This window comes from Salinarimonas soli (assembly GCF_008386575.1).
GTDB classification, from domain to species: domain Bacteria; phylum Pseudomonadota; class Alphaproteobacteria; order Rhizobiales; family Beijerinckiaceae; genus Salinarimonas_A; species Salinarimonas_A soli.
The window spans coordinates 1-24765 of sequence record NZ_VUOA01000021.1; the positions used below are offsets into that span (position 1 = coordinate 1).

The 24765-nt window shown below is 64.6% G+C and carries 27 protein-coding genes and 1 pseudogene; 20 read left to right on the top strand and 8 right to left on the bottom strand.

Translation table 11 applies throughout. The annotated features are described in order from the left end of the window. A pseudogene (locus F0L46_RS26595) lies at positions 1–215 on the bottom strand (cytochrome P460 family protein); the annotation flags it as partial. 296 nt (positions 216–511) lie between these two features. On the opposite strand from F0L46_RS26595, the gene F0L46_RS11745 reads away from it, so the two are divergent. After that, the gene (locus tag F0L46_RS11745; protein ID WP_149817702.1) at positions 512–712 is read left to right on the top strand and encodes a hypothetical protein; all 201 of its coding nucleotides are present in this window, start codon (positions 512–514) and stop codon (positions 710–712) included. 18 nt (positions 713–730) lie between these two features. Here the strand turns inward: F0L46_RS11745 and F0L46_RS11750 are convergent, their stop codons facing one another. Continuing rightward, positions 731–1195 (bottom strand): hypothetical protein, encoded by a 465-nt coding sequence (locus tag F0L46_RS11750; protein WP_149817704.1) that lies wholly within the window; start codon positions 1193–1195, stop codon positions 731–733. Between the two features lie 547 nt (positions 1196–1742). On the opposite strand from F0L46_RS11750, the gene F0L46_RS26150 reads away from it, so the two are divergent. From F0L46_RS26150 to F0L46_RS11765, 4 genes are all read left to right on the top strand, one after another. Next, positions 1743–1886 (top strand): hypothetical protein, encoded by a 144-nt coding sequence (locus tag F0L46_RS26150; RefSeq protein ID WP_188311934.1) that lies wholly within the window; start codon positions 1743–1745, stop codon positions 1884–1886. 584 nt (positions 1887–2470) lie between these two features. After that, entirely contained in the window at positions 2471–3145 is a 675-nt protein-coding gene (locus F0L46_RS11755) for a sigma-70 family RNA polymerase sigma factor (RefSeq protein ID WP_188311935.1), read from the top strand. 1150 nt (positions 3146–4295) lie between these two features. Further along, positions 4296–4781 (top strand): hypothetical protein, encoded by a 486-nt coding sequence (locus F0L46_RS11760; protein WP_149817708.1) that lies wholly within the window; start codon positions 4296–4298, stop codon positions 4779–4781. A gap of 128 nt (positions 4782–4909) precedes the next feature. Continuing rightward, positions 4910–5137, top strand: a complete 228-nt coding sequence (locus tag F0L46_RS11765; RefSeq protein WP_149817710.1) for a YARHG domain-containing protein — start codon at positions 4910–4912, stop codon at positions 5135–5137. A gap of 167 nt (positions 5138–5304) precedes the next feature. Here F0L46_RS11765 and F0L46_RS11770 read toward each other — a convergent pair whose 3' ends face one another. Then, complete coding sequence (locus F0L46_RS11770; RefSeq protein WP_149817712.1) at positions 5305–5625, bottom strand: hypothetical protein; 321 nt, start codon at positions 5623–5625, stop codon at positions 5305–5307. Between the two features lie 41 nt (positions 5626–5666). After that, the gene (locus F0L46_RS11775; RefSeq protein WP_149817714.1) at positions 5667–6347 is read right to left on the bottom strand and encodes a TerC family protein; all 681 of its coding nucleotides are present in this window, start codon (positions 6345–6347) and stop codon (positions 5667–5669) included. A 1168-nt stretch (positions 6348–7515) separates the two neighbouring features. Here F0L46_RS11775 and F0L46_RS11780 point away from each other — a divergent pair. The 11 genes from F0L46_RS11780 to F0L46_RS11830 all read left to right on the top strand — a co-directional run bounded on the left by F0L46_RS11780 (position 7516) and on the right by F0L46_RS11830 (position 18787). Then, positions 7516–8757 (top strand): tyrosine-type recombinase/integrase, encoded by a 1242-nt coding sequence (locus tag F0L46_RS11780; protein WP_149817716.1) that lies wholly within the window; start codon positions 7516–7518, stop codon positions 8755–8757. 132 nt (positions 8758–8889) lie between these two features. Continuing rightward, the gene (locus F0L46_RS11785) at positions 8890–9087 is read left to right on the top strand and encodes a helix-turn-helix transcriptional regulator (RefSeq protein WP_149817718.1); all 198 of its coding nucleotides are present in this window, start codon (positions 8890–8892) and stop codon (positions 9085–9087) included. 127 nt (positions 9088–9214) lie between these two features. Beyond that, the gene (locus F0L46_RS11790) at positions 9215–11167 is read left to right on the top strand and encodes a bifunctional DNA primase/polymerase (protein ID WP_188311936.1); all 1953 of its coding nucleotides are present in this window, start codon (positions 9215–9217) and stop codon (positions 11165–11167) included. Between the two features lie 332 nt (positions 11168–11499). Continuing rightward, complete coding sequence (locus tag F0L46_RS26840) at positions 11500–12354, top strand: helix-turn-helix domain-containing protein (protein ID WP_240539968.1); 855 nt, start codon at positions 11500–11502, stop codon at positions 12352–12354. Between the two features lie 41 nt (positions 12355–12395). After that, positions 12396–13427, top strand: coding sequence for a hypothetical protein (locus F0L46_RS11800; RefSeq protein WP_149817721.1), 1032 nt, complete (start codon positions 12396–12398; stop codon positions 13425–13427). Positions 13428–13832: 405 nt separating this feature from the next. Next, positions 13833–14171, top strand: coding sequence for a hypothetical protein (locus F0L46_RS11805; RefSeq protein WP_149817723.1), 339 nt, complete (start codon positions 13833–13835; stop codon positions 14169–14171). Then, on the top strand, positions 14168–14446 hold the full coding sequence (locus F0L46_RS11810; protein WP_149817725.1) for a hypothetical protein: 279 nt from the start codon (positions 14168–14170) through the stop codon (positions 14444–14446). Before F0L46_RS11805 ends, F0L46_RS11810 begins: the two co-directional genes overlap by 4 nt. Further along, a complete protein-coding gene (locus F0L46_RS11815; protein ID WP_149817727.1) occupies positions 14439–16382 on the top strand; it encodes a hypothetical protein in 1944 nt (647 codons plus the stop codon). The genes F0L46_RS11810 and F0L46_RS11815 overlap by 8 nt, the downstream gene beginning before the upstream one ends. A gap of 100 nt (positions 16383–16482) precedes the next feature. Next, positions 16483–17589 (top strand): phage baseplate assembly protein, encoded by a 1107-nt coding sequence (locus tag F0L46_RS11820; RefSeq protein ID WP_149817728.1) that lies wholly within the window; start codon positions 16483–16485, stop codon positions 17587–17589. A 114-nt stretch (positions 17590–17703) separates the two neighbouring features. Further along, entirely contained in the window at positions 17704–17931 is a 228-nt protein-coding gene (locus F0L46_RS11825; protein WP_149817730.1) for a hypothetical protein, read from the top strand. Between the two features lie 106 nt (positions 17932–18037). After that, positions 18038–18787, top strand: a complete 750-nt coding sequence (locus F0L46_RS11830; RefSeq protein ID WP_149817732.1) for a hypothetical protein — start codon at positions 18038–18040, stop codon at positions 18785–18787. 1296 nt (positions 18788–20083) lie between these two features. On the opposite strand, the gene F0L46_RS11835 is transcribed toward F0L46_RS11830, so the two are convergent. Continuing rightward, positions 20084–20833 carry a WYL domain-containing protein gene (locus F0L46_RS11835; protein ID WP_149817735.1) on the bottom strand — a complete coding sequence of 250 codons (750 nt, stop codon included), beginning with the start codon at positions 20831–20833 and terminating at the stop codon, positions 20084–20086. 277 nt (positions 20834–21110) lie between these two features. On the opposite strand from F0L46_RS11835, the gene F0L46_RS11840 reads away from it, so the two are divergent. Together F0L46_RS11840 and F0L46_RS11845 are read left to right on the top strand one after the other, a co-directional pair. Next, a complete protein-coding gene (locus tag F0L46_RS11840) occupies positions 21111–21407 on the top strand; it encodes a DUF3761 domain-containing protein (protein ID WP_149817737.1) in 297 nt (98 codons plus the stop codon). Positions 21408–21810: 403 nt separating this feature from the next. Further along, complete coding sequence (locus tag F0L46_RS11845) at positions 21811–22269, top strand: hypothetical protein (protein WP_149817739.1); 459 nt, start codon at positions 21811–21813, stop codon at positions 22267–22269. A gap of 645 nt (positions 22270–22914) precedes the next feature. On the opposite strand, the gene F0L46_RS11850 is transcribed toward F0L46_RS11845, so the two are convergent. Together F0L46_RS11850 and F0L46_RS27060 are read right to left on the bottom strand one after the other, a co-directional pair. Further along, a complete protein-coding gene (locus tag F0L46_RS11850; RefSeq protein ID WP_149817741.1) occupies positions 22915–23247 on the bottom strand; it encodes a DHCW motif cupin fold protein in 333 nt (110 codons plus the stop codon). A 9-nt stretch (positions 23248–23256) separates the two neighbouring features. Beyond that, positions 23257–23388 carry a hypothetical protein gene (locus tag F0L46_RS27060; RefSeq protein WP_276315530.1) on the bottom strand — a complete coding sequence of 44 codons (132 nt, stop codon included), beginning with the start codon at positions 23386–23388 and terminating at the stop codon, positions 23257–23259. A gap of 80 nt (positions 23389–23468) precedes the next feature. Here F0L46_RS27060 and F0L46_RS11855 point away from each other — a divergent pair, with 80 nt between their 5' ends. Then, positions 23469–23684, top strand: a complete 216-nt coding sequence (locus tag F0L46_RS11855; RefSeq protein ID WP_149817743.1) for a hypothetical protein — start codon at positions 23469–23471, stop codon at positions 23682–23684. Positions 23685–23705: 21 nt separating this feature from the next. Next, positions 23706–23951: a hypothetical protein gene (locus tag F0L46_RS26155; RefSeq protein WP_188311938.1), complete on the top strand. Its 246-nt coding sequence runs from the start codon at positions 23706–23708 to the stop codon at positions 23949–23951. Positions 23952–23989: 38 nt separating this feature from the next. On the opposite strand, the gene F0L46_RS11860 is transcribed toward F0L46_RS26155, so the two are convergent. Continuing rightward, a complete protein-coding gene (locus F0L46_RS11860; protein ID WP_149817744.1) occupies positions 23990–24724 on the bottom strand; it encodes a hypothetical protein in 735 nt (244 codons plus the stop codon). Positions 24725–24765 lie beyond the last annotated feature (41 nt).

Genomic DNA, 24765 nt, shown 5'->3' on the forward strand with positions numbered 1-24765 from the left:
GTGACCGCGAAGTGCTTCTCGCTCTTGCTCAGCGAAATCACTGTCCAGTCCTCGTATCCTCGGAACTCCGCGAACGAGAGCCCACCTGGTACGCATATAGCATACTTGTCCTGATGCGCGACGGCCACGCTCCCGCAGACAATGAGTGCTGAGCTGAGAGCGGCACCGGCGGCTGCCCACAGGCGGCGGGAAGGAAACGGCAACATGCGTGGCATGACTGGCTCCGTCGTGATCTGGAACTACAGCTGGATCGCATCGCTCGCTGGAGATGCTCCGTATGCGAGCGCTAACGATCGGATCACATGAGCTTGGCAGCTTTGTCCGCCACGTTCTTTGACCGTCGCAACAAGGGTTTCAGGATTTTGCCGTCGCAAGTACGCGCGGTGTGGAAGCTGGGCGGTTATGACTGCCGAGAAGTTGGTCAGGGAATGTGCCGCTTTGAGGAGCGGCGGCGGGCGGCGAAGAATCGATCACCGGCCAGCGCCTGCTCTCCACCTACCCGGGCGCCAAGGTGCGGATCGCCTGCAAGACCCACGGCGCCTCGTGGCAGTTCGACAAGGCTGCTCTGCTCAATCGCTTCGGGGATATGGGGCTTGCCTCGCTGCGCACCGACCTAGCTCGGGATAAAGGCTGCATCAACGGCCAATCCGTCGAGTTGTACGACCTGTGCGGGGCCTATTACGTGGATCTGTGGACGCCGCTGACGGCATGACTGCCGCGTACCTGGCGCTTACATCGCGTGGGCAGTCGTCCCACCGCTTTCGGCAACACTGCCCGGCTGTTCTGCTGATGCGAGGGCTACAACGCTCCCCGCCTCGTCCAAACGGCAGATGATTAGCGCCTGGCGGACCTGCGCCTGCTCGACACCAGGGTAAACGATGCGAACGTCAATCGTGATCTCGGATCCGCCGCTGGCCATCTGCTCGAGTGGGCTGGCGCCCTTAGCTTCGACATAGACGGCACCATGCGATTGCGCGGTTCGGGCAACGGCGTCTCGGCAAGCGGAAACGAACGCCGGCGCACGGGCGGGCACAACTGGCTTTGGGCTGGTGGTTTGGTTCAAAAGGCTCGCGTACATGGGCGAGACGAGCGAGAGACTGCCAGCGCTGTTGCAGGCGGTGACGGCCAGAGTTGCGGCCCCAATGAGGACGATCTTACCGAGCGTTCGAACGGCCGAGTTCAGCACAGTCATCATTGTTCCTCCTGTCTGCTCGATCTTTCCTTAGGTCGCCGTAACGGCATTCCCATCTCGGTGCTGTAGCGCACGGGTCACACGAACTCGGCGCGGGAGCGCGACTTGGGGCTACTCGCAGGCTGAGATTATCCAGGCCTTCGAGAACATGCCGTTATTACTGCTACGGTTTCAGAGCTACCTGAGGCGCACCGCGGGCACTTTTCTCCGTGCATGATAAGAGCTCATAAACCCTAGGCATGAACCAGGGGCATGCAAACTCGTGATCTGCTGCGCGTCGACCACCCGTGATGATTCGAACTCTGGCGCTATGCTGAGTCAGCTCACGGGAAGCGAAGCCGGAGTGCTGAGTACAAGCCGGAAAGGCTGGACTGTCGCTGGAGCAACGGAGTGCCAGAATGACACACGTCGCTTCCCTCGTGAGGTCCCTCCCCTCTCTGGGGGATGCTCTTCGGGCAAAGGCACGCTACCCCAAACGACAAGGCGTCGATGAAGAGCCAGAGCGCAGCCCTCGAGAAGGCTGGCGGCCAGAGGCGACAGGGCAGCAGCCATGCAGGACGACGATCCACGAGGCTCTCAGGAGCATGCATCCGACCTCTGGCCGCTCGCAGCGCTCACGTTCGGCGGCGCACTTAACGTGCTGTGGATCGGCTTCCTACTCTGGGCAATGCTCAAAGGCTTCGGGCTGCTCTGAGCCTCTACAAATGGCTTTCGACGAGGGGAGCCCTATGAGCACCCTCGAGGAGAATGGCCGCGCAGAGCAGCCACACACTGGCGATTCCAAGCATCCCGGTGTTCCTCCCTGCGGTCTGGTCGTTGCCAGTTGTTGAGCCGCATTAAGGCAAAGCTGTGCCCGATTGATTAACGAATGGCTAACGCAAGCGCCGGTCCGACCGGAGCCGTGGCGCCCTCAGCGAGGTACGGAGCCGCTTCGGGCGGGCGTGGCAGAACACCGCCCAGTCTCCGCGGCGACTGACGCGCGGGACGTGAGGAAGGGCACACCCGTACTCCGGCCACCGACATATAAGTCACAGCCGTAGCGATAAGCTCAGTCCGCGAACGGAGCCCGCAATTTCGATTGCGGCGCAATCGATCGCTTCCTACAGGATTGCTCAAAATCGATATGCCTTGGGGGCAGATATGCGCAGATCCGAGAACGGGAAACATGCCTTCATTACCTACGCTAGGGTGAGGGAGGCGAGTTTCAGGCGCGTTGCACGCCGGGCCATACGTCAGCCCGGTTGGCTTCAGCTTGCTGCCGTGCGTACCCGCCCCCGGATGAGGGCTGACGAGGAGACCCTGTTCAGGAACAGCTTGCTTGCCGCGTGGCCGCGCCTCTGGACGTATGCCTACTCGCTCTCCCACAGCCACGATCGTGCGGACGACTTGGCACAAGAGACGATCGCGAAGGCTCTGGCCAACAGCGCCAGCTTCGAACCAGGGACGAGGCTGGTGCCGTGGCTCTACAGCATCCTGCGCAACCAGTTTTATTCCGAGTTCCGGCGCCGGCGGCGAGAGGTGGAGGACGTTGACGGGCTGTGGGCGGAAGGCCTCGTGTCCCCACCGGATCAGATCGATCAGCTCAACCTCAAGGATCTGAGCGCTGCTCTCGCGCACCTTGATCCGAACCAGCGTGAAGCCGTGTACCTGGTCGGCGTCGACGGCCTGACCTACCCGGAAGCGGCAGAGATCGCGAACGTCGACCGCGGCACGATTGCAAGCCGATTGCACCGCGCCCGCAAGCAGCTGGCTCAGCTCCTTGGAGATGCACCCGCTGGAGCATCGACCGAGGTCAACCTGCCCATTTCGCCGGTGGGGATGCGTCCGCGCTCGGCCCCGACCCAGCGAAAGCCCCGCCACCCGGGCAGGGGTGGCGGGGCCCGTGGGGGCACCGACCCACAGGGAAACGGGCCGATGTCGAACCGTGCCCCGATGCAGTTGACGATACCCTAGTTTCCAGCGGAGAACGAAGAACGCCTGACCGAGCGAAGCGCGCGCGGCTCAATGGGCGCCGGATCAGAGCGAAACCAGGAGGCCTCAGCGCGACGCTCGTGCGCCTTCCTCCTGGAAAACAGGCGAGCGTTGCGTGATCATCACCTCTGCCGGCTGGCATGCGGGGAAGAAACAGGGCTCCTGCCGGCCTCCTTGCCCGAGTTGCCATTGCAGGGTCGCCGACGCTTCGGCCACAGATCCGCCCGACGAATCTCGGCACGGGGGAGGCTTGCTCAAGCCAACCTGCGAGGCGGATCTTTGGACGACCGAACCCACTCTCTCAACGAGATCAGGCGTGCTGTTCGTAGTGACGAGGATGCAGACATCCGGGCAATCAGCATCCTGGCAGCGACCCGCAATCTCGCGGAGCTGCCGGCGAGCGCGAACGAGGCACTGACCCTTCGGACGCTCTAGCGGGTAGCGCTGACCATGGCTGGGCTTCGGCCGGATGATCTGCGCCGCTCTGATGTCCTGAGCGACCTTTTGAAGGCCTGGAAGGCGTTTGAGGCCACTTGGCTGGATCGGCGGGTGGCTTGACCGCGGGCGGTCCCGAATGAGGAGCGCCGGTCCACCGCGACGGGCGCACCTCGAGCACAGCGGAGAGCGCCATGAGGTGCTGGCCGATCCGCAACGTGAGGCTGCGGTGTCGGTCACGATTCGCAATGCGTAGAAGAGACCTGTCGCACTACCCTACGATGGCGCGAACGCGCTGTTGAGGGTGGGCTTGTACTCCGTCTGCCTTCCATCCCGTCTTGGTGCTGGGAGCACGGTCAGCAACCTCGTGAATGCGCCGATGAAGGCTGCGGCACAGGATCTCCGCCGTCTTTGATGACGAGCGCCAGCGCAAACGGGCCGTGGTCGCCTGCCTGTCCCATCCTAAGCAGATTCAGCGGCGGGGAGCATGTCAGTATGACAGGCCCCCGATCGGGCACTCAACTAATAATGATACAAGTGAAATACAGGTGGCCGGTCCTCGCGCCGGTTGTTGAAATCTCCCCTCGGCGAACGAAGCGTTAGCTACGACGCGCGTTCTAGGTGTCAAATGCGCTCAAGTTTTGCCAAGGTGTGTCGCCTCGCACGCACGATGCGAGAACTGACATAAGGGGCAGAGATGAACAGGTTTGTTGCGGCCGCGATGGTGGTTGTCGGCCTCGTTGGGGCTGCGGAGGCTAAGAACTTCGCCGTGCCGTCGAACGATCCAGCGCTGACGATGTCGGTCCCGGATGACTGGATCATCCAGAAGATCGACTATGGCTTCTCGGCCCGCACGCCTAACGAGGACGTCGTGATTTACGTCGAGGCGGCCACCGCCAAAAACCTCGACGCCATGTTGGCCACGAACGACCAGTGGATGCGGGACAACGGGATCAAGAAGGTGACCCCAAAGCAGACGGAAGGCAACTTTGCCGGCCTCGAGGCGACGAACTTCCGGTACGACACCACTGACAAGAACGGCCCCACCCGGGTTGACCTCATGTTGCTCCCCGGCGGCAAGAACCGCGTGATCATGTTCTCGATCTGGGGCTCGGAAGACGAGCGAGCCGAGCATCGTGACGCGATCGACGCGATCATGGGCAGCGTGAAATCTCTGAATTGATTGGGTGCCGAAGCAGACCGGGGCGCATCAACCCCCGGTCCTATTATTGATCAATTCAGAAGCTCGGCCCAAGGGAGCACGGCTTGATTAAGGCTCTTTTCGTAGCGATCGCCACGATCGCGTCTTGCATGCCGACCCTGAGCTACGCCGACTTTCCTTGCGATGAGCTATGGGCCGAGCGCAACGCCGTCTACAAAGACGCGGGCTACTGCTTCAAGACCGCACGTGCCATTCGGGAGTTTGGCAACGCGGGCTGCCGGTACGACAACCTGGCTGACGTGCCATTGTCGGCACGAGATCGGGCGAAAGTCGCTGATATCATAGCGCAAGAGCGAGCCAATCGCTGCCCGCGCTGAGGACGCTTAGGACCTGATCCAAGGAGTTGCTCACCCTGCCGAAGGCGCGCGCCAGCGCCACTTCTCGACCTATCCTGGCGTAAAGGTACCGATCATCTGCGAGACCTGTAGCGCCTCGCGATAGTTCGACAAGGGGGCGCGGCTGGCCCGGATCGAGCTGCTGTCGATCAAGCCCGCAACCGCATCGCCCAGAGCTCGGCATAGATCCCGGCGCCGGCGGCCTTCAGCGTCGCGTAAAGAGCTTCATCGGGTGCGTCCGGCAGGATAAACCACCATAGGCCGGCACCTACCCCCAAGACGACGGCGAAATGTAGCGCGATCAGAGCCCAGGCGCTGCGACGCGAGAATGCTGCTGACATGGTCGCCCGGGCGCGCCGAAGGCGCCGCTCCAGGTCATAGCCGAGGCGCCTCGGCGAGCCGAGGCCCTCATGGTCGACCGCCAGGAACAAGAGAAGCCAAGCGCTTGCAACAAGCGCCGCGAGGATCATTGCGCCACCTCTGATCATTGCACCTGCCTCGTCCTGATCAGTCACGCTCCCGCGGTCGACCGCCGCCGAGCCACGAAGGCCGTCACAACCACCAGAGCTGCTGCAAGGGCCGAGGCCGGCAGGTCCCAGCGATGCATGGTCTGTTCACCGTAAGTGGAGGCAAGCCAGGGATCGGAGGCGATCATATCACCCGCCACCCAGCCGAGGAGTGCCGCCCCAGCCCAGATCAGCACTGGCGCGCGGTCCAGGACGGCCAGGATCAGGGCCGCGCCCGCGACGATAAGCGGGATGGAGATCGCCAAGCCGAAGATCATGAGCCAGGTCGACCCTTGCGCCACGGCAGCAATGGCGAGGACGTTATCGAGGCTCATGACCGCGTCCGCGACGGCGACCGTCCACACGGCGCTCCAGAGCCGGTCCGTTTCCTTGACCTCGTCGTTCTCATCGGGGTTGTCGGTGAGGAGTTTGACGGCGATCCACAGAAGGAGTGCTCCGCCGATGATCTTCAGGAACGGCGTCGACAGGAGGCTCGCAACGAGCAGGGTGAAGACTATACGCAGGGCGACAGCCACTCCGGCGCCGAGCACCATACCGAGACGGCGCTTGTCGTCGGGCAAACCGCGGCAGGCAAGTGCGATCACGACGGCGTTGTCACCTGAGAGGATAACGTTGATCCAGATGATACCGAGAACCTTGAGCGTCTGAGGAAGGAGATCGTCCATGGATGCTTCACTTCGTCGTAGCCACCTCGGCCGCTCGGCCCTGTCGAGGCGAGTGTCCGGACGAGCGAGCCGGTGGTCGGCAGGCTCGGCATGGCGGGTCATAGGGGAATGCTCATACGCCGGCGTCGCTAGCCCATTCGACCGGTAACGTGCGACAGGCGCGCACTCTCGCGCACCCCGGGCGATCAAGCCGCTGGCGGACCAGTCGCGCAGTGGGCGGGACAGCTGAGCGGTCCGCATGCGCTTGCAGTCGGGATCGCCAACCGTGCTCCGAATGGTGCGACTTCCTTCCGGCGGTCACAGCGCGGAGCGGCAGCCGTCGAACCCGCGTCCTCACCGCCGTCGAGGTCGGCATCGACGAGCAGCGTCTCGACCGTAGAGGGAGACATCCCGGGGTGGCAACCAGGGCCCAGGCTCGCTGCGAGATAGGCAAGCAACAGGACTGCCAGGATCGCACGAATGACAGTGACGCGCGGGAGTGCCGGAAAGAATAAGCGGCTCACGGGAGATCATCGGCTCGGGTCTTGCTCTGGAAGCTAACCCAAGGGAACTGCGCCTGCAATGTCAGGAAGCTCGTCACACGTAGCCGTCGAAGACTGCGACCTGCGCAGGACCTATCACGTCGACCTCTGGACGCCGGCGGCTGAGGGTGTGTGACCGCCGAGTGCCTGTTTTTACAGGCAGAGAACAGGCACAAGCGCCGGGCGGGCCGAATTCGCCTACCCGCCCAATCCTTAGCAGATTAGCAGCGGGGCTGGCCACGAGGGATTGCCATAACAGCAACGCCCGGGGGCTCGGGCGTGACCTGCCGGCCTGGGTTTGAGAGCGCGAATCTGGCGCCCTGCTTACCACGCGCTTACCAGCGCCGCGTTTTGGTAAGCGGCGCCCGGGCGGCTTGAGGCTAAGTGCCTGATTTGAGTGGTACAGCCGCCCCGGCTTGAACGGGGGACCCCCAGATCCACAATCTGGTCAAGGTCTCTAACGAGAGCGAACAACCTGCATCGATTGTTGTGGTTCAAGCGCTTACAACTCAACGGCTTTCTGCCTCTCGTGCGGCACTGTTAGAACGCCGGGAAACGCGGCTTAACCCAGCGGTCCCGTTACCCCGGCGTTACCCGGAAACCTTCCAGGTTCCTCGTTCGTGTAGACCAGAGAGGGGGAGACGACGATGGCGAAAATTCTGACCGCTCAGAGCATCGAGCGCATGCGGCCGGATTCGGCCAAGCGCCTCGAGATCCCGGACGGCGCCCTGCCAGGGCTGTACTTCATCGTCCAGCTCTCTGGGGCTAAGTCGTTCGCGGTCCGCTACCGGGCGGGCGGGAAGCCGAAGAAGTTGACGTTGGGCCCCTACCCTGCCCTGGACCTCGCAACCGCTCGTGAGCGGGCCCGCGAGGCGCTCCTGGCGGTCTCTGCCGGCCGCGATCCAGGCGCCGAGAAGATCGCGCAGCGCCGTGCCGCGGCGGAAGAGCCGGCAGACCGGGACCTCGTCTCGGGCGTTGTCGCAGAGTTCCTGCGCCGGCACGTGACGCCTAATAACCGCCCTCGGACCGCCGAAGAGGTGGAGCGCCTATTCAGATTGCACGTCTTACCGGCATGGGGCACCCGGAGGATCAAGGACATTGGTCGCCGGGACGTCGTCGATCTGCTCGATGGGCTCGTCGACCGTGGCACCCCGGTCGCCGCTAACCGCAGCCTCGCCGCGGTTCGGAAGATGTTCAACTGGGCGGTCGACCGCGGCATCGTTGATGCATCGCCAGCGGTGCGGATCCAACCACCAACCCAGGAGGTGAGCCGCGACCGCGTGCTGTCCGACGACGAGTTACGCCTCTTCTGGCGCGCCAGCGACTCGCTGGGGTTTCCGTTCGGCCCGATGTTCCAGTTGCTGGCGCTGACGGGGCAGCGGCGGGACGAGGTCGCGCAGATGACCCGCTCTGAGCTCTCGAAGGACGGCTCCACCTGGGTGATCCCAAAAGAGCGAGCGAAGAACGGCCTCGCCCATGAGGTCCCACTAGCTCCTGAGGCGCGGGCCGTGCTCGCGTCAATCCCACGCGTCGCCGGCAAGGCGGGCCACATCTTCAGCACCAATGGCGAGCGGCCCGCGAGCGGCTACTCGAAAGCCAAGGCCCGCCTTGATGCGAAGGTGCTCGAGCTTGCAAGGCACGCCGCGACTGAGCAAGGCGACGACCCCGACGAGGTCGCGATTGCTCCCTGGGTCATCCACGACCTGCGGCGCACGGCTGCGACGGTGATCGCGAAAATCGGACACCCCCCACACGTCGTTGAGGCCATCCTGAACCATAAGGCCGGCACGATCAGCGGTGTGGCGGCTATCTACAATCGACACGGCTATGAGAAAGAGAAACGGCAGGCGCTCCAGGACTGGGCGTCTCATCTCAAGATGTTGCGCTGAGCGCAACAGACTGCCGCGACGGTGCGTGACTCCAAGAAAAAGTTTTAACTCACCATCACCTTTCTGCTGACCTTTGCCCCCGTGCTTCGTTGACACAATGAGGCTCGACAACACGAGCCCAGGGGACAATTGATGGATACGAACGAGCAGATGCTTTCCTCACGCAAGGTGAGGGATCGGTATGGCGTGACCGACATGAGCTTGTGGCGTTGGCTGCGGGACGAGAAGCTACAATTCCCGCAGCCGATGGTGATCAACCGGCGGCGCTACTGGCGCCTCTCAGACCTCGTTGCCTGGGAACGCAACCGCGACGCCCGGAAGGCAGCATAGCATGGACCTGAACGAGGAAAGCCGTCTGGGCGGCCACCCAGAACGGCTCTCGGATACTCCCTCCGGCGAGGGAATGTCTGACGATACTATGTTGCGGTTTTCGAAACAAGAGGAGAGCGGCACTTCTATGCTGGCCCTCGCGCTTCACAATGCGGCGCAGGGCTTCTACGTATTCCCGTGCGTGCCCGAGGGCAAGCTGCCGGCGATCAAGGCCTGGCAGGAGCGCGCCACCCGGGATCCGGCTCGGATCCGCGCGTGGTGGACCGAACGCGACCCCGTGCTGCAAGTCACCCGCGAGCACGCCTACAACGTCGGGATCCGCATGGGCCGTTTCGGTGACGATGGCTGGTGCGTCGCGCTCGACGTCGACATCAAGGCTGGCGCCAAGGGCCGCGAGTCGCTCGAGGCGCTCGACATGAACCACGGCGAGCCGGGCTGGCTCGACACGTTCACGGTCGACACGCCGTCCGGTGGCGTCCACTACTACTTCACCACGGCCGAGCCCATGGCCACGAGCGCCTCAAAGCTCGGGCCCGGGCTGGATACCCGCGGCGAAGGCGGCTACGTGCTGGCGCCCGGCTCGGTCGTCCAGAGCCGGCCCTACGTGGCGCGGGGCGGCACACTGCGCGGCGCGCCGCCGTGGCTGCGCGACATGATCGGCACACCGGCGCCTCGCACGCGCCCCGAGGCCAACGGCGACGCGGTGCTGGACCTGCAGCCGGCTCTCGATCGGGCAGCCCGCTTCCTGAGCCAGGAGGCGCCCAAGGGCGTCCCCGAGGGTCAGCGGGGCTCAACGGCTTACCGGGTTGCGGCGCGGATCAAGGACTTCGGGGTCAGTGAGCTGGCCTGCGTCGAGCTCATGGCCGAGGAGTGGGCCGACACCTGTGAGCCGCCCATGCCCTTCGAGGACTTGGCCGAGAGCGTGGCGCACGCCTACGAGTACGGCCAGCGGCCGATCGGGGTCGACGACCCCGCAAACGACTTCGATCCAGTCGAGGACGAGGATCTCGTCGCACCGAAGCCCAAGCCCCTCCCCTTCACCCGCCCAGCGCTCCTCGCGTACCGAAATCCGCCGCCGCGGGAATGGTTGGTTGAGGGCCTCATCCCGCGCAAGAAGACGACCCTGCTCATGGGCGATGGCGGTGTCGGAAAGTCCCTCCTGGCGCTCCAGCTGGCGACGGCCGTGGACCTCGGGAAGACGTTCCTGGGACGCCCCGCGCGCCGCGGCAAGGTGCTTGCCCTCTTCAGCGAGGACGACACGGACGAGCTCCACCGACGCCAGCAGGATGTCTGCGCGGCCGCAGGTGCGGGCCTAGACGACCTCGCGGGTTCGTACTGGTGGACGGCCGACGACCTCAAGGACGGCGCCCACTTGATGGTGATGACGGCAAGCCACCCGGGCGGCCAGCCGACCGCACTGCTCGCCAAACTCCTCCGCGCCATAGACCAGATCCGGCCCGAGTTGGTGATCCTTGATCATGCGGCCAACATCTTCGCGGGGCAGCCAAACAGCGGGCCCGAGGTGACCTCATTCGTGAACAGGGTGCCGAACCGCATCTGTGTGGAGTTCGGCGCAACAGTCGTGATGCTGGCGCACCCCTCGCTTCGCGGGATCACCGACGGGTCAGGCGAGGCGGGATCAAGGGCCTGGAACAACGCGGTGCGATCTCGGCTCTATCTCACCCGGCCGCCGAATGAACGTTCCACCAGCCGGCGCATCCTTCAGGTGAAGAAGGCCAACTACGGCCCCCTGGGCGAGGAAGTCCACCTCGAGTGGCGCCGTGGTGCTTTCCATGTTTCGACCCCCGACGGCTACGAGGGCGAGGACGTGCCGGAGGAACTTCGGGGGCAGATCCTCAACGCGATCCAGGCAGCGTGGGATGCCGGTGACCCATGGTCCCGCGCCGCGCAGGCGGGCAAGCGGGCAGCTCCGAGCAGGATCCACAGCCAGTTCGGAGTCCCGCTGACCATCGCGCGGAGTCTCATCGAAAGCTGGATTGAGGCGGGCACGGTGGTCTCGGAGGTGTTCGACAAGCGCAACGAGCGGACCGGGCTCCGGGTGGTCTCCGCGGTCGCCTGAGGCGTGCGGGAACTGTGCGGGAAGCAGGCCAAGACATGCGGGAAGCCCTTGCGGGAAGCGCGCGCGGGAAGGCTGCGGGAAGCGGGAAGGATCGGCTAAGTGTCTGACATCACGAGGACCGGACGTGCGGGAAGCGGGAAGCAGGAAGCTTCCCGCCGGGAAGGCTGCGGGAAGCGGGAAGCCCCCGCTAAGTCGTTGAAACCATTGTTCTGCGGGAAGCGGGAAAGACGCCCCCTAAAAGGGGCCCTTGGTGGTGGCACCGGGCCCCTCGGGTCGGCCGGAGCAGAAGCTCCCTACTCGCTGGACATCAGCTGCATCGACGAGATCAGACGATGACCGGCACCACACCCGCCCGTCAACGTGGTCGACCCAAAGGCTCGGCCATCCCGCTGGACCGGGACAAGCGCAGGTTCGAGCTTGCCGCTTGGCTGGCCCTGACCGGCGCCCCGAACACCCAGATGGCCCGTTACCCCGGCGCCTACCTCGCGATCGGGCTGTTCGCCACCGCAGCCCCGGTCCGGGCCACCTCCCTCGACGGAATCCTGACCCGTCTCTCGACGACGGCCCCGAGCAGCGTCGTGAAGCGCGCCGAGCGCATGCAGGCGAAGGCACAACGGGCTCTCGGCGAGGCGAGCGCCAAGGACCAGGCCTGGCTCGAGCAGTCGGCCGGGTACCTGGCCGGCCTAGTGGCCCTGGCTTCTAGCGGCAACGACCGTGGCGTCGACTTCGTGCTCGACCGCCTCGTCGAGCTCGGCTGGGGCGAGCCGCTACGGGTGCTGCACGACCGCCTCTCCCCTGCCCTCGCCAGCAACGCCCCGCCCGCCGAGGGCAAGCTTAGCCCCCTGACGCGCCGGCTCCTCGCCCAGACCAAGCGCGCTCTCAACGACGACCCCGCGCCCGAAGAAATCACCGGGTCGAATTATTTCGGGGATGGAGTCCAGACCGCGCCGGTGGGACCGTTCGAGCCGATGGAGGACCCCATGCTCATCGCTCAACCTATCGCCATGACTCTCGAGGAAGCCTCAACGGCGGCCCGGACCTCGCGCTCGGCGCTCTACGCAGCCATCGCCTCCGGCGACCTCATGGCCCGCAAGAACGGGTCGCGCACGGTCGTGCTCCGATCGGACCTCGAAGCCTTCCTCCGCCGCCTGCCGGCCGCCCAGGTCGGCCGCAGGTCGGGCAGCTGAGCGCGGCGCCCGATCACCAATCGACACGAAAAGGACCGCAAATGTTCAGCCGTCGCTCCCCGATCGCGAAGCTCGAGACCGAGCTCGTCGACCTGACCCGCCGCCGGACCGACCTCGAAACCCGCCTCGCCCAGGCGCGCGCCACCGCAGACACCGCCACGGCCGAGCGCCGGCGCTTCCTCGTCGAGACGGACGGTGCGGACGCTCGGGCCTTCAGCAAGATCGAGGCAGCGTGCCGCGATGCCGCCGACCGGGTCGCCGGCCTGGAGGATGCCGTCACCACCGTGGCTGACCGGATCTCCACCACCGAGGCGGCGATTACCGACGCGAAGGCAAAGGCCGATCGGGAGCGGGTTGCCAACCAGATCGACGATGGGGCCGAAGCCATCGACAAGGCCGCACGTAACCTCCGCGAGGCGATGAAGGCGACGGGGCAGGCCTACGCAGCCCTCCGCCAGGCACTACGCTCCGGGGGTTTCCGTCTCGGCGATCATGTGGACGCCGAGAGCTTCGCCAAAGCAGCCCTCGCCGAGGGCATCGAGATGCTCGACCCCGGGTTCTGCAGAAGCGCCGCTCGGATGTTCATCCAAGGCTACGGCGACCCCGCGGAGACCGTCCGCAAGATCCAGACCGACGAGGCCCGTCGACTTGCCGATGCGGTGCGGTCGGGGACGATGCCCATTGCCGCCCTCCCCAGCAGGCTTACGCCGGTCATGCCCGAGTTCTCGCCCGGCTTCCGCATCCAACGGGTGGTGCTCAAGCGGCCGATCAAATGGCGAGCGGTGGGTGGCGGCTGGGAGATGGCCTCGGACATCTGCAGCGTTCCCGCACCCGTGGCCGCAACGGCCCTGGCTCAGGACCTCGCCCACACCGACGACAGCCCCGAGGGGCGCGCGGCGATCGCAGAGCGGAATGGCGGGCCGCAGCCTCCCTCCCGCTTACTGGACGGCAATCCCGTCCATCTCACGTGGGGAGAATGCCACGACATCGGTGTCGACCTCGCTCGTGAGCGGGCGAAGGAGATCGAGCGGCTCGAGGCCGAGTGGCGCGCCGAGCACCCGGAGGCGGCATGAGGGCCTGCGGGTCCCCTGGAGGGGGTGGCCCTCCGCGGGTAACGCGCGACCCCGAGGGGTATCTAGGTGCAATACCTCAAAACCACTTAACACATGTGTACGGAGGCCAACCCTGTGACCGTGATTACGAAGGCCTCGCTAGCAGCTGAGCTAGGGATTACAAGGCCGCGCGTCTCGCAATACATTGCAAAGGGCCTCCCGGTTCGTCCAGATGGCAAATTAAACCGCGAGGAGGCGCTTAACTGGTTGGCCTCCAACTGTGTAGGCAGACCGGGCGAGGAGCGCGGTGCGACCCGCGCCACTAAACTCGCGAGTGAAGCGAGGGCGAGATCGCCAGCCTCGCCGGCCCGCGCCGCTGTACCTGCATCGGAGCGGGGAGCGCCAGCTGGAGGGAACGCAGCCCTGATGCATCTGGCGGGCCAGATCGTTGGCCGAAGTGGGCCCGTTGCGGCGAAGGCGGCGGTTGATCTCGGGTTGCCGATGCATCTTGCGTTCGCCGTCGATTGTCTCGTCTGCATCAGCCTTTCCGAGGTGGTCGAGGAGCTTCTCGCCGCGCGCGGTGTCCCTGGCTTCGGCTCTGGTGACGGGCGAGAGTTCGACTGGATTGATCCCTACATCGTCGAGCCTGATTGGCCTGCTCTCGCTGCCGTTGCCGGCGAGCACAGCGACCCTGACGCCTGGGGCGAGTGGCTCGATGCACAGGCGCTCTCTCGACCTCCGCGGATGGCCGGGAGCACACTATGAGCGAAGCCGTCCCGCTCCCCGTCGCCGAGGTCATCACGACCGCCGGCCTCGCGCTCGCTGAGGCCGCACGGCTCCGGTGCATCGGCCGGATCGCCCTGCGCTCCGCGGGCATCACGGACGCCGACATCATCAAGACGATTAGTGGCGAGGAGCTCGCCGCGTGCCGTCAGGCCTTCGACGAGATCCAGGCCGACGTGCTGGCCCGCCTCGCTCGCCTTCCCGCAGAACCGGCCGCCTCAAGCGGCACCACCCCAGAGGAGCCCCACAATGGCTGAAGAGCAGCTTCGCCTCGTCGCGAAGGTCACAGACGAGTTCTCAGGCCCACTGCGCAAGCTGCGCAACGACATGGCGTCCATCGCCGCGGCGCCCCACGCGCGGGCCATTGCCAAGGACTGGAGCCTGGTCGGCGAGAACGTCAAGAAGTCGGCGGGCGCGGTCCAAACCGACCTGATGCCGGCGCTTTCCCGGATCGGTGTGGTGTCGCTTGGGGCCTCATCGGCGCTCGGCGCCGTCGCGCTCGCGGTGGCGAATTTCGCGATTGGGACGAAGGAGCTCACCATCTTCTCCAAGGAGACCGGCGTCGCGGTCGAGCGCCTCCGGGTGCTCCAGTCTATCGGTGAACGGTTCAACGTCAGCAACGAGACGATCAACGGGGGGCTTAAGCAGTTCGCCGACAACTTCGACCAGATCAGGCGTCGGTGGGGCTCGGTCTACTCCGAGCTTCGCGCCATGGGGCTGGGGAACCTCGCCGAGGACCTGGTCGGGGCCGGCAACGTCAACGAGGCGATCGACAGAGCCTTCAAGAAGCTCTCGGGCGTCACCGACCCGGTCCGCAGGCGCCGGGTGGCCCAGCTGCTCTTCGGCACGGAGGACTTCGGCCGGATCGCGGATGCAGCAGCGGATCCCAAGCTCGTGGCGGAGACGGCGAAGCGCCTGCGCTCCATCGGGCAGACCGGCGCGGCGGCCGCCTTGGAGTTCAACGGCGCGATGTCGAACCTTCGGGAGACCATGCAGGGCCTCCAGGTGGACATCGGGAAGAACCTGCTCCCCCCGGTCACGGAGCTGGTCAAGAAGCTGAACGAGCCCGTCGGCGGCGAGCTCAAGGCCTTCGCGGAGAACCTGACCAAAGCGGTCGACGCGATCAACCGTGCGGCCAAGGCCTACGAGAAGGACGGCCTCCTGGGCGCGCTCAAGGCCCTGGACGGTATCCCCGGCCCGCTGGGCGGGACCGGGCGCGACGGCAACCCCGTACTAGCGGAGAAGGAGGCCGAGCTCCGTCGCAAGCAGAAGCAGCTGGAGGTGATCGGGCCATATAGCGGCGAGCGCTTCCGCAAGGACCAGGAGGAGCTTCGCCGCACGATCGAAAAGCTCACCGAGGAGATCGGGCGGCTGCGCAGCGGCGGCGCCACGGTCCAGCAGCAGTCTTTCGGGGGAGGGGGCGGCTTCGGCGGCCTCATCCAGAACGCCTCGTTGGGTGGGTTCGGCTCATTCCCGGCGCGCCGTATGGGCGGAGGGGGCGGCTATGGCGGCGGTAGCGGGGACACCGGCGGAGGCGATACTGCGCCGACCCTGAGCCGTGGCACGAACCGCGAGGTGGTGGACTATATCACGCGGGCCGCCCGCGCCCGTGGCATCGACCCGAATGTCGCATTGCGGGTGGCGCGCTCAGAGGGCCTCAACGGCTTCGACCCCGATCGGCTCATGAAGCAGCATGGTCGGGATCCCGGGGGCGACAAGGGAACGTCGTTCGGGCCCTTCCAGCTGCACTACCGGTCGAACATCCCGGGCCTGCGTAACCCGGGTCTCGGAGACGCTTTCACCAGGAAGTTCGGCACGCACGCCTCCGACCCGCGCACCTGGCGCGATCAGGTCGACTTCGCGCTCGACAACGCCGCAAAGGGCGGCTGGGGCCCCTGGCACGGCTGGCGCGGGCACCCGCGAGCCGGACTGGACGGCGCCCGGCCGATCGGCAAGACGCCGACGGAGGACGCCCAGGGTACGGCACCCGGCCGTGGCGCGACGGCCCGACCGGGCGATGCGCTCATGGGGCAGAGCTTCGGCGGCGGCACCCCGAAGGTGGATGCTAACGGCACAGTGAACGTGTTCTTGGACGGCGCCTTCAAGGACGCCAAGGTCCGCACGTCCATGGACGGCCTCTTCCGCGAGGTGAACGTCAACCGCGGGCGGTCGATGCAGGCGGCGCAGAACTAGAAAGGGTTGGGGGCCGGCACCTAGGCTCCCCACCGACGAACGCACCTCAGGGCGCCTACGTGCGCCCGCTGTCCCTCAATCCATCTGAAAGAGCAAAGCCATGGCGCGCGAGTGGATCTGCGAAGTGAAGGTGGGCGGGAAGACCTACGCCCGGTGGACGTCGGTTGCCTGCCGATGGGGGATCGAGGCCAGCGAGAAGCGGCTCTTCGATCTCCAGCTGGCCGAGCCGAACGCGGAGCGCACGAAGGACCTGCGCCTCAAGCCCGGCGATGTGGTCGACATCACCCTGGGCGGCAAGCCGTTCATCGTCGAGGGCTCGATCGCGGTCCGGCAGACGGCCTACGACGCCAACCGCCACGGCGTGATGGTGTCGGGCTTCTCGAAGGCCGGGCCGCTCGACATTGCGAGCGCGGACGTGAAGGGCGGTCAGTTCACGAACGCCAAGATCGACGCCATCGCCAACTCGGTCCTGCAGCCCTACGGTGTCAAGTTCCGGGTCAAGGGCGGACCAGAGGGCTGGGACATGCCGTTCCGCTCCGCCCGTGTCGCCCACGGCGAGACGCCCTTCGAGTTCATCGAGCGCTTGGCCCGACAGCGTGGCCTGTGGCTGGCGGCCGACGAGCACGGCGACATCGAGGCGGGCAACGAGGTGAAGGAGAGCGGGGTCACCCTTGAGGAGGGCCGCAACATCCTGGCGGCCTCATGCTACCTTGAAGACCCGGCAGCCGGAACGGTGGTCGGGCGCTCGCAGATGCAGGGCTCCGATGGCCAGAGCGGCAAGAAGGTCGCCCAGGTCTCGGCGAAGGCCACCATCCCGGGCGGGAATCCCACCCGCAAGGTTATCGTGCTCGACGAGACGGCCTCGAACCAACGCGAGCTCCAGATGCGGGTCGACCACGAAGCGAGAAAGATGCTCGCCGAGGAGATCCGCGTGCAGGTCACGCACCTGGGCTGGTTCAAGCCCGGCACCGAGGACCTCTGGCGCCTCCGCGAGCTCGTGACGGTGAAGTCGCCCATGCTCTTCCCGGCCGGGCCCGGCAGCCTCCCGCTCGTCGTCTCAGGGGTGACGTACAGCCAGGACGCCCAGGGCGGCACGACGACCACGCTCGACCTCGTGAACGAGGCCGTCTTTGGCCGCAAGAACGGCCCACTTGATGGGACGTACTCTCGGGCGCCCGAGCCGGCGGTGCCGCAGGCAGTTACGTAGGTGCTGCCTCGCCGCGGGAGCGTCGGTGCCGCGCATCGAAGCTGCGACGAGGGCATTGTGTCGGCTGCCCGGAGGCGCTATTGCGCGCGTCCCGATTTTTTGAGCGGAGCTCAAATGACCAGTTCGCCTATCACGCAGTCTCTTGCCGACAAGGCTCTGGAGGCTATCAAGGTGTTGACCGAGGTCCACGCCTCCCTCAACAAGCAGCAGGCTGACCGGGCCGCCTTGGCTTATCCAAATGCGGCCGACGTGTCCGATCTCCAAGCTCGCAAGGAGGAGCTTGAGCGGATCATCGACGGCGTCCTCAGCTTGAAGAAGCCGGTGAGCAAGGACGCGAAATAGCGCACCTCCGATGCGCTAGAGCAATGATCAAGGTGCGAGGTCGATCACAGATGGACGGTCGTCCCTGCACCTTGTTAGAGCGCTCCTGAAAACCGCAGAGTAGATCATGGAGACGGTCAGGGCCGTGTTGGCCGCGTTCTGGGCGGCTCTTCCGGGGAATGCCGAGTTCTGGGCCGGCATCTTCGGCACCGTGGTAGGCGGTGTGCTGACTTTGTTGGGCCAGCGCCAAGAGGCCAAGCGGGCCAAGGCTGAGCGGGCGGAGGACCGGAAGGCCGAGCAGGAAGCCAACGCGTATTCGCTCCTGTTTAAGGTCCTCAAAGTCCATGCGCTCCTCGACGGCCTCCACTCTCACATGGAGGAGCCGTTTGTCGGCGAGAAGCCGCGGGCGGCTGAGGCTCCTGAACCCTGGCAGTTCTATCTTCCGCTGGCCAACGTGCCCGATCGTGTCGAGTTCTCCGCTCAAGAAATGAGCCTGCTGCTCGCGATCCAGGAGGACGAGGTCTTCAACGACCTTATGAACCTTGAGTTGAAATACAATAGCACGTTGGACGGACTCACTACGCTCAACCTGGAGCGCTCACAGCTCGCCGACATGCTGAAGCCGCAAGAGATGGAGGGCAATCAGGCGAGTAGCTATCTCACGAAGGAGCAGGTTCTCGCCTTGCGGCCCCGCATGGTAGCCGTCAACGGCCTCTTCGAGCATTTGCGGGAGTCGACGAAACGGGATTTTGCCCTCGCCGACAGTGTTCTTCACAGGATGCATGACGGCTTCCGGCGCAAGCTCGGGATCAAGCAGAAGCTGCAGGTGAGCCGGGAGGGCGCGCCAGATCGGCCGGCAGACAAGCTTCAGGGTTAGACCGCACAGTCGAGAAAGCCCCTGAGCCGGCGAAGCCCCTGTCTTAAGACACCTTCGAGAGCCAAGGCCGGCAGGGATCGCGTCCCGGACGCGGGCCACGTAGCCGCGCGAGCGGTCAGTGGTTCGCAGACAAGCCCCTTAACGACTTACACTTGTTCATGACCGGGGAGACAGGTTGCGGCGGCGAGCGCTTCAGCGACGGGGCGCTGGAATGGGCGCAGGAGCAATCAATAGCGCACCGGATCAGCTTGGCTGTTTTAGCTTTCGGCACGGACGTCAATAGATGCAACCTGCTTGATTGCACGGCGATATGTTGTTAGATTTATTTCAGATTGCTAGGCCGACACTGCAGTTGGTTCGTGCGAGGCAAAAGCGATGAAACTCGTTTCTTTGCATCGAATTTTATTGTGCGCCAGTATCTCGGCAGGTTTCAGCTTGATCAGCTCGGGATCTTACGCCTGGACATGTACGGGTGTTTGGAACTTCGGATCAGGCGATGTTACGATCCGAGGCACTGGCTCATCTGAACAAGCCGCGATTAGTGACATGAAGTTCCGGTGTGCTGACCGGGATCGGCTCGGAGGCACTCGCGCGTGTTTGAACGCGGCTCGGAACCAGCATTGCGCGGCGGATCCGGGCGAAAGCCTCCCGCCTGTGGTTTCGCAAGGACCTCCGGTAGCTTTCTGTGTTCATCGAGAGCAAATCAAAACGCCTGTCACGCCGGTCAACAAAGACATATTCACCGAGCTATTTGGTGAACAGACCGGAAATCGATGGTCGTGCGCGATCACCCCGAAAGGTGTTCGGGCAAGCAAGGTTTTTTGTGCAATGGGTTCGGGCGGAACCGATAAGGTTCCGCCGCAGCCATTGCAAAACTCGCCAGGTTGTTATGACAAATTCTGGGACACGAGCGCGTGCGAAATAGGATACGCTGGATTGCACGAGACCAGAAACTATATTGATGCTGATAATAGACAAATCGTATGCGTGCAAGCTGAAGCTCAGCCGAATACGGGCCAAAGATACTGGGGAATTATTATCGGAAATTGATCGAAGGTACGAAGGCGTGCGCTTCTCGGAGGGTTGCGCGGGCGAGAACCAGGCTACAGAAGCGCGCTTGGAGCGGGAGCGCCGGAACGCTGACGAGCGCCTTCTCCAGGGCGAAACGCGGGCCACCAGGCCGAGGAGCGCGCCGACAATGTCAAGGAGCAGGCCTCCAACCGTAAGCCAGTTCATTTCCGCATCCGGTCGCGCCTCTTCACACCCTTATCGTCTGGAGCGCAGGCTTGTCTCAGCTCAGTGCGCCACGCCTAGGTCCCGGAAGAAAGCATTTTCTGCGACGCACACCAAGTCATCAGCCATGCTGAGCGCCCGCATCGCGCGCACGACGATACGAGCATGTGCGGGATCGGCGGTGATCTCGCGGAGGGCCTCTCGCGCGGTCTCTAGGTCCGGGCGGAGCCGTGCAGCGATGTGGATCACCCTCTTACAATCTTTCTCGTCGAGCATGATGCCGAAGTCCTCTGCCCGGCGATCGGCATAGAGCACCACGTTCTGAACCTCATCCTCGGTCACCTGGCCGTCGCTCACCGCAAGGCCCATGAGAACCCGCATGCCGAGACGGATGCTCTCCCACATCGCACGGCGGTTTGGGTCGGGCTCTCGGACGCCGAGCTCGGTCATGAACGCCAGGACATCTGTAACCACCTCGCCGGTCTGGGCGTCAACGAGTTGCACGATCCCGCTGAACCGGAAGAGGCGCGGCTCACGCCGCAGCTCGCAAAAGGCGGTTACGTACCCATCCCCGTCGACAAGCCAAGCTCGACGCAGGCGGACCATGCGGGCTGTCTCATCCCCCCCTCGGTCTCGGTACGAGATCCCTACAGCGAGCCCGCCGAGGTCGACCGCATCGCGCGGCACGCCGTGCACGAGCATATGGGATGGATCGCGCGCACCACCGCGGGGCGTGAACCCTGGGGGTAGATCTAAGGGACGCCCACACCTCATGACGAGCCAGCTATCCAAAGCCTCATAGTCGGCGAGCATGTGAGCCTCCAGGTACGAGGCGCGAGAATGCCCCGCCACTACGGGGTGTGTCGAGTCGAGATTGCCTACCGAAGGTCAGGGCGCGAGGCAGCTTCAGCCCCCCCCCCCCCCCCCCCCCTTCCGCGCACGTCACTGAGCAGAAGGCGACATCCGAGGCTCTGCACCCAGCGGCGCGTGGTGGCGGGACCGACGGGCCAGCGCGACGATTGCGTTCGATGACCGCCCGGACTCGACTCACACGGCCACGCTGTGAAACTCTGCCGCGAAGGAGAGTATCATGCGCGTCCTCGCGGTTTCGATCATCGCCACATCGCTGCTCGTCTCGACGTGGGCCGGCGCCCGCGAGATCCGCAGCCGCGAGCTCATCCCAGGCGCCCCGAACGTCCTCGAGCTTGAGCGCAAGGGCAGCTACCAGAACCGGTACGGCGAGGACGTCCAGGCACCCTCGCGCCGGATCGGCGGAGGCGTGCCCGAGGGCGCGACCGCGCGCTGCCGTGACGACACCTACAGCTTCTCGCACAGCCGGTCCGGGACGTGCTCGCGGCACGGGGGCGTGTCGGCTTGGCTGCGGTAAACTATCGGAGCCTCAAGCCTCCACCGACAGCACGGGTGTCGCCCTTCGAGGGTGATGCCATTCCGCTCCCCGTGGGGGAAGTTAATTGGCCCCAATTAGCGAAGGCTAGATGCACTGTACGCGTTCGGGAGGCCCAGCCGCCATTGCTGAGGCACCCTTCTGGAAATATGATAAGGCTTAGGGATAGTCCGATGATAGGCGGCAGCAAATGAGTAGTTCGGTACCGACATCGACCGCGGCCACAAACCCAACAACTACACCCTCGGGAGGGTTATTGGATGCGTTTTGGACATGGTTGACCGGGAGCGGGCCAGCTGGACCCGCTATTCTAGCTGCATCCGTCACTTTGATAATCTTTCTGCTGACGCGCCTCATCGAGATGTACAGCGCCAACAAGGCCCGCGTGACCGCAAGAAAGCGCCTGGTAATAGGCTTATTCGAGGAAGTGAGGCGGAGTGTCGAAAAATTTGAGACGTTTCTAAAGGAAACCCCTCTTCCCACAATCGTTCGGGAAAGGGCGAGGACAGACAAGACGTTCCGCCCGCTCGTTATAAGTCCAGTAACAACTGATTTCTACGACGTCGTTATGGAGTCAACGCCAGAGATCAAGGCGTCATGCCAAGTTGCGCTGGCCGAGTTCTATGAGCAAGTTCGGATAACAATCCGAGTTGCCGAAGCCTTCCAAAGCCCCGCCTTCCTGACCCTCAGCGACGACGGAAGGGCGGGCACAGTCGACGATCTCTGGATCGCTATGAGGGAAGCTGAGAAGTTGGGCTGGCAAGCTATGTACGAATTGGAGCTCGCCTACCCGCGTGAGTGGTTTAGCGGCTTTAAGTCTTTACGATCCAGCCGGTCATCGTGAAATCCTCCATTCCTGCTATCTGTTTAACGCCTCTATGACGCCGATAGTTCAGGCCGCCTTACCGTGCCTGTAGGACTCGACCGCGTCAAGCGTCGCCGAAAACCGCCTAGCCGGCGATGCAAGGTCATATAGGGGTCGAAGGGTAACATTTCTAGCCCGTTCAGGGAGGCGTTGGTGCGGGATCGGCACCCAGGAATTGGCAGGCACCCTTGAGCACATATCAGTGGGCTGCTGCTCGTCAGTGGGCTGCTCCTCGCCGGCATAGAGGCGCGCACAATCCCGTGGATCCAGCGTCCCAAATGCGTGCACCCGCGAAAAGTGGAGCGCTTGCGTTGCGTCGAGTCCCGAACTCATACATTAGCGAATTAGCATAAGCACGTGCGTGAGCGTACACGGCTGGTCTCGGTTCCGCCCATCGTTCCGATCTCGCGCCGCTGTCACTCGCGGCATCACCACCGGCAAAGGCTCGGCAATCCGCCAGGGCCGCACGTGAGCTAATCCCGCGGACCGGTCCAGCAGCCGGCCGGAGTCGGAGGCAAGCCTGCTTCACGGTCGTCCCAGCCCGCGCACGGATCATCGGCAAAGGGGTTTTGGATGGCCCCGCTTCTACGAATAGGAGGTTGATGAGTTCCGTGCCGAGGTCGCTCAATCAACGATGAACAGCTTGGCGCCGGTGCGTGTCGAAGAGCGGTGGGCGGCGTCGCCGAAGTCTGACACCTGGTAGCTCTGGCCGGGGGTCAGGGTGAAGCGGCGTCCGTCGCGTAGCTCGGTCTCAAGCTCGCCTTCCAGCACGAGCAGCACGTGGCCGCGGTCGCACCAGTGGTCAGCCACATAGCCCGGCGTGTACTCGACCATGCGCACGCGGAGGTCACCGATCGTGAGCATGCGCCACAGCGCTTGGCCGGTCTCGCCAGGGTGGATGGTGGGCTGGATCTCGGCCCAGTTCGTGACCGTAAAGGGGAGCGCTGGGATCTTCATGCGGCGACCTCAGCCACGCAGCGCATGCAGGAGCACGGCAGCCCCGGCGTGGAACCCGGCAAGCAGGGCAAGGTGCCACCAGGTGAGCTCGTGGAGGCACCCAGCGCGGTTGTCGTTCGCTGAGACTGGAAGTGCACGCATCCGCATTGCTCCCCAAGAGCATGGCCGCAACTCATCTCATGCCCCGCGGTTAACTCATGTCAATCGTCGGGGAGGCCGACATGATTGTTCCTCACATCGTTCTCGCAGCGGCCTTGAGCGTCGTAAGTCTGCCGACGGGCGGCGCCGATGGGCCGATCCCAGGCGAGCAGGCCTTGAGCACCGTCGCACGGGCGATCCCGGCCGTGACCATGGACGAGAACTGCTATCCGGAGCGAGCCCACGTTCCCGAAGCCCGCGAGCCGACGATCCGCTTGCCCGAGGTCGTCTGCGACTAACCAGCTATCCGGGAGGCACCCATGCTGGCATCAGGGATTCTGCAGGAACTGGCAATGGTCGGGGCGGCGCTCGCCCTTTTCCTGACGATCTGCGCGATTGAGGGCTCGAGCTACGGCTGCGGATCGGGCGGCCCGGCATCGGGGCAACCACCCCCAGCCACGTGCAAGGCGGAGCCGGTACAAGGGCCCATGTTCTGGCGCTTCGTGTTCCTCTACGCCGGCTCGGCCGCGCTCCTCGCATACTCGCTTGGGCACATGCCCCGGTGAGGGTGGCTAGGCTAGGATAACGCCACAACTACAGAAATTTACCGGCGATCGTCGGATCCGCGCAGCTGCTCGATCTCCTCTAACACCTCCGGTAACGACCGCGTCCCGAACTTCTCGCGCTCAGCGAGAGCCGTGGCTAACGCCTCTCCTTGGCTCGCCCGCTCTGCCGCCCAGCGTGCCGACGTTTCAGCGCGCTCCCGTTCCCGTTGGGCCACCACCGCTCTCGTTTCGACCAGCTTCTGCTCCAGCAAGTCAGGAAAGTTCCAAACTAGCTCGGCCCTATCGAGACCGCTCGCTTTTCGTAGGTCCACCGCCAGCCGGTAAGCCTCCAAGCCACGCTCGCACGCGTGTTCGGCGACGAGATCGTCGGCATCGTCCTCGTCGTACTCAAGCACCCCGAAGATCAGCGCCTGGGTCTCCGCAACACGGTTCCGAAACTCGAGCGCCCGCGCGGCAAGGCGACGGTTCAGCGCCCGCCATCCGTCGCTGTCGTCAGGGTATGGGGGGAGCTCAGGAAGCCTCACACTCCACTCCGGGTACTGCTCGTCAGGGAGATGCTCGGCGTTGTCATTCTTTGCGATCAGATCCTGGCACGCTGACGCATAGGCCTCAAGCGTCACTGCCAGTCGCATCGCGAGGTAACCTGCGACGTCGCGCTTCTTCTCCGCCGCGGTGAGCCTCTCCCGGAGCCAGGTGAAGCCCTGGGTCAGCACCGCAGTAATGATGCCCGTCGTCGCCGCGAGTTTGAGCACATCCACCCAACCTAGATCCATTCATCCGCCTCCAGCCCGGCCACCCTCGTCCGATTATCGAG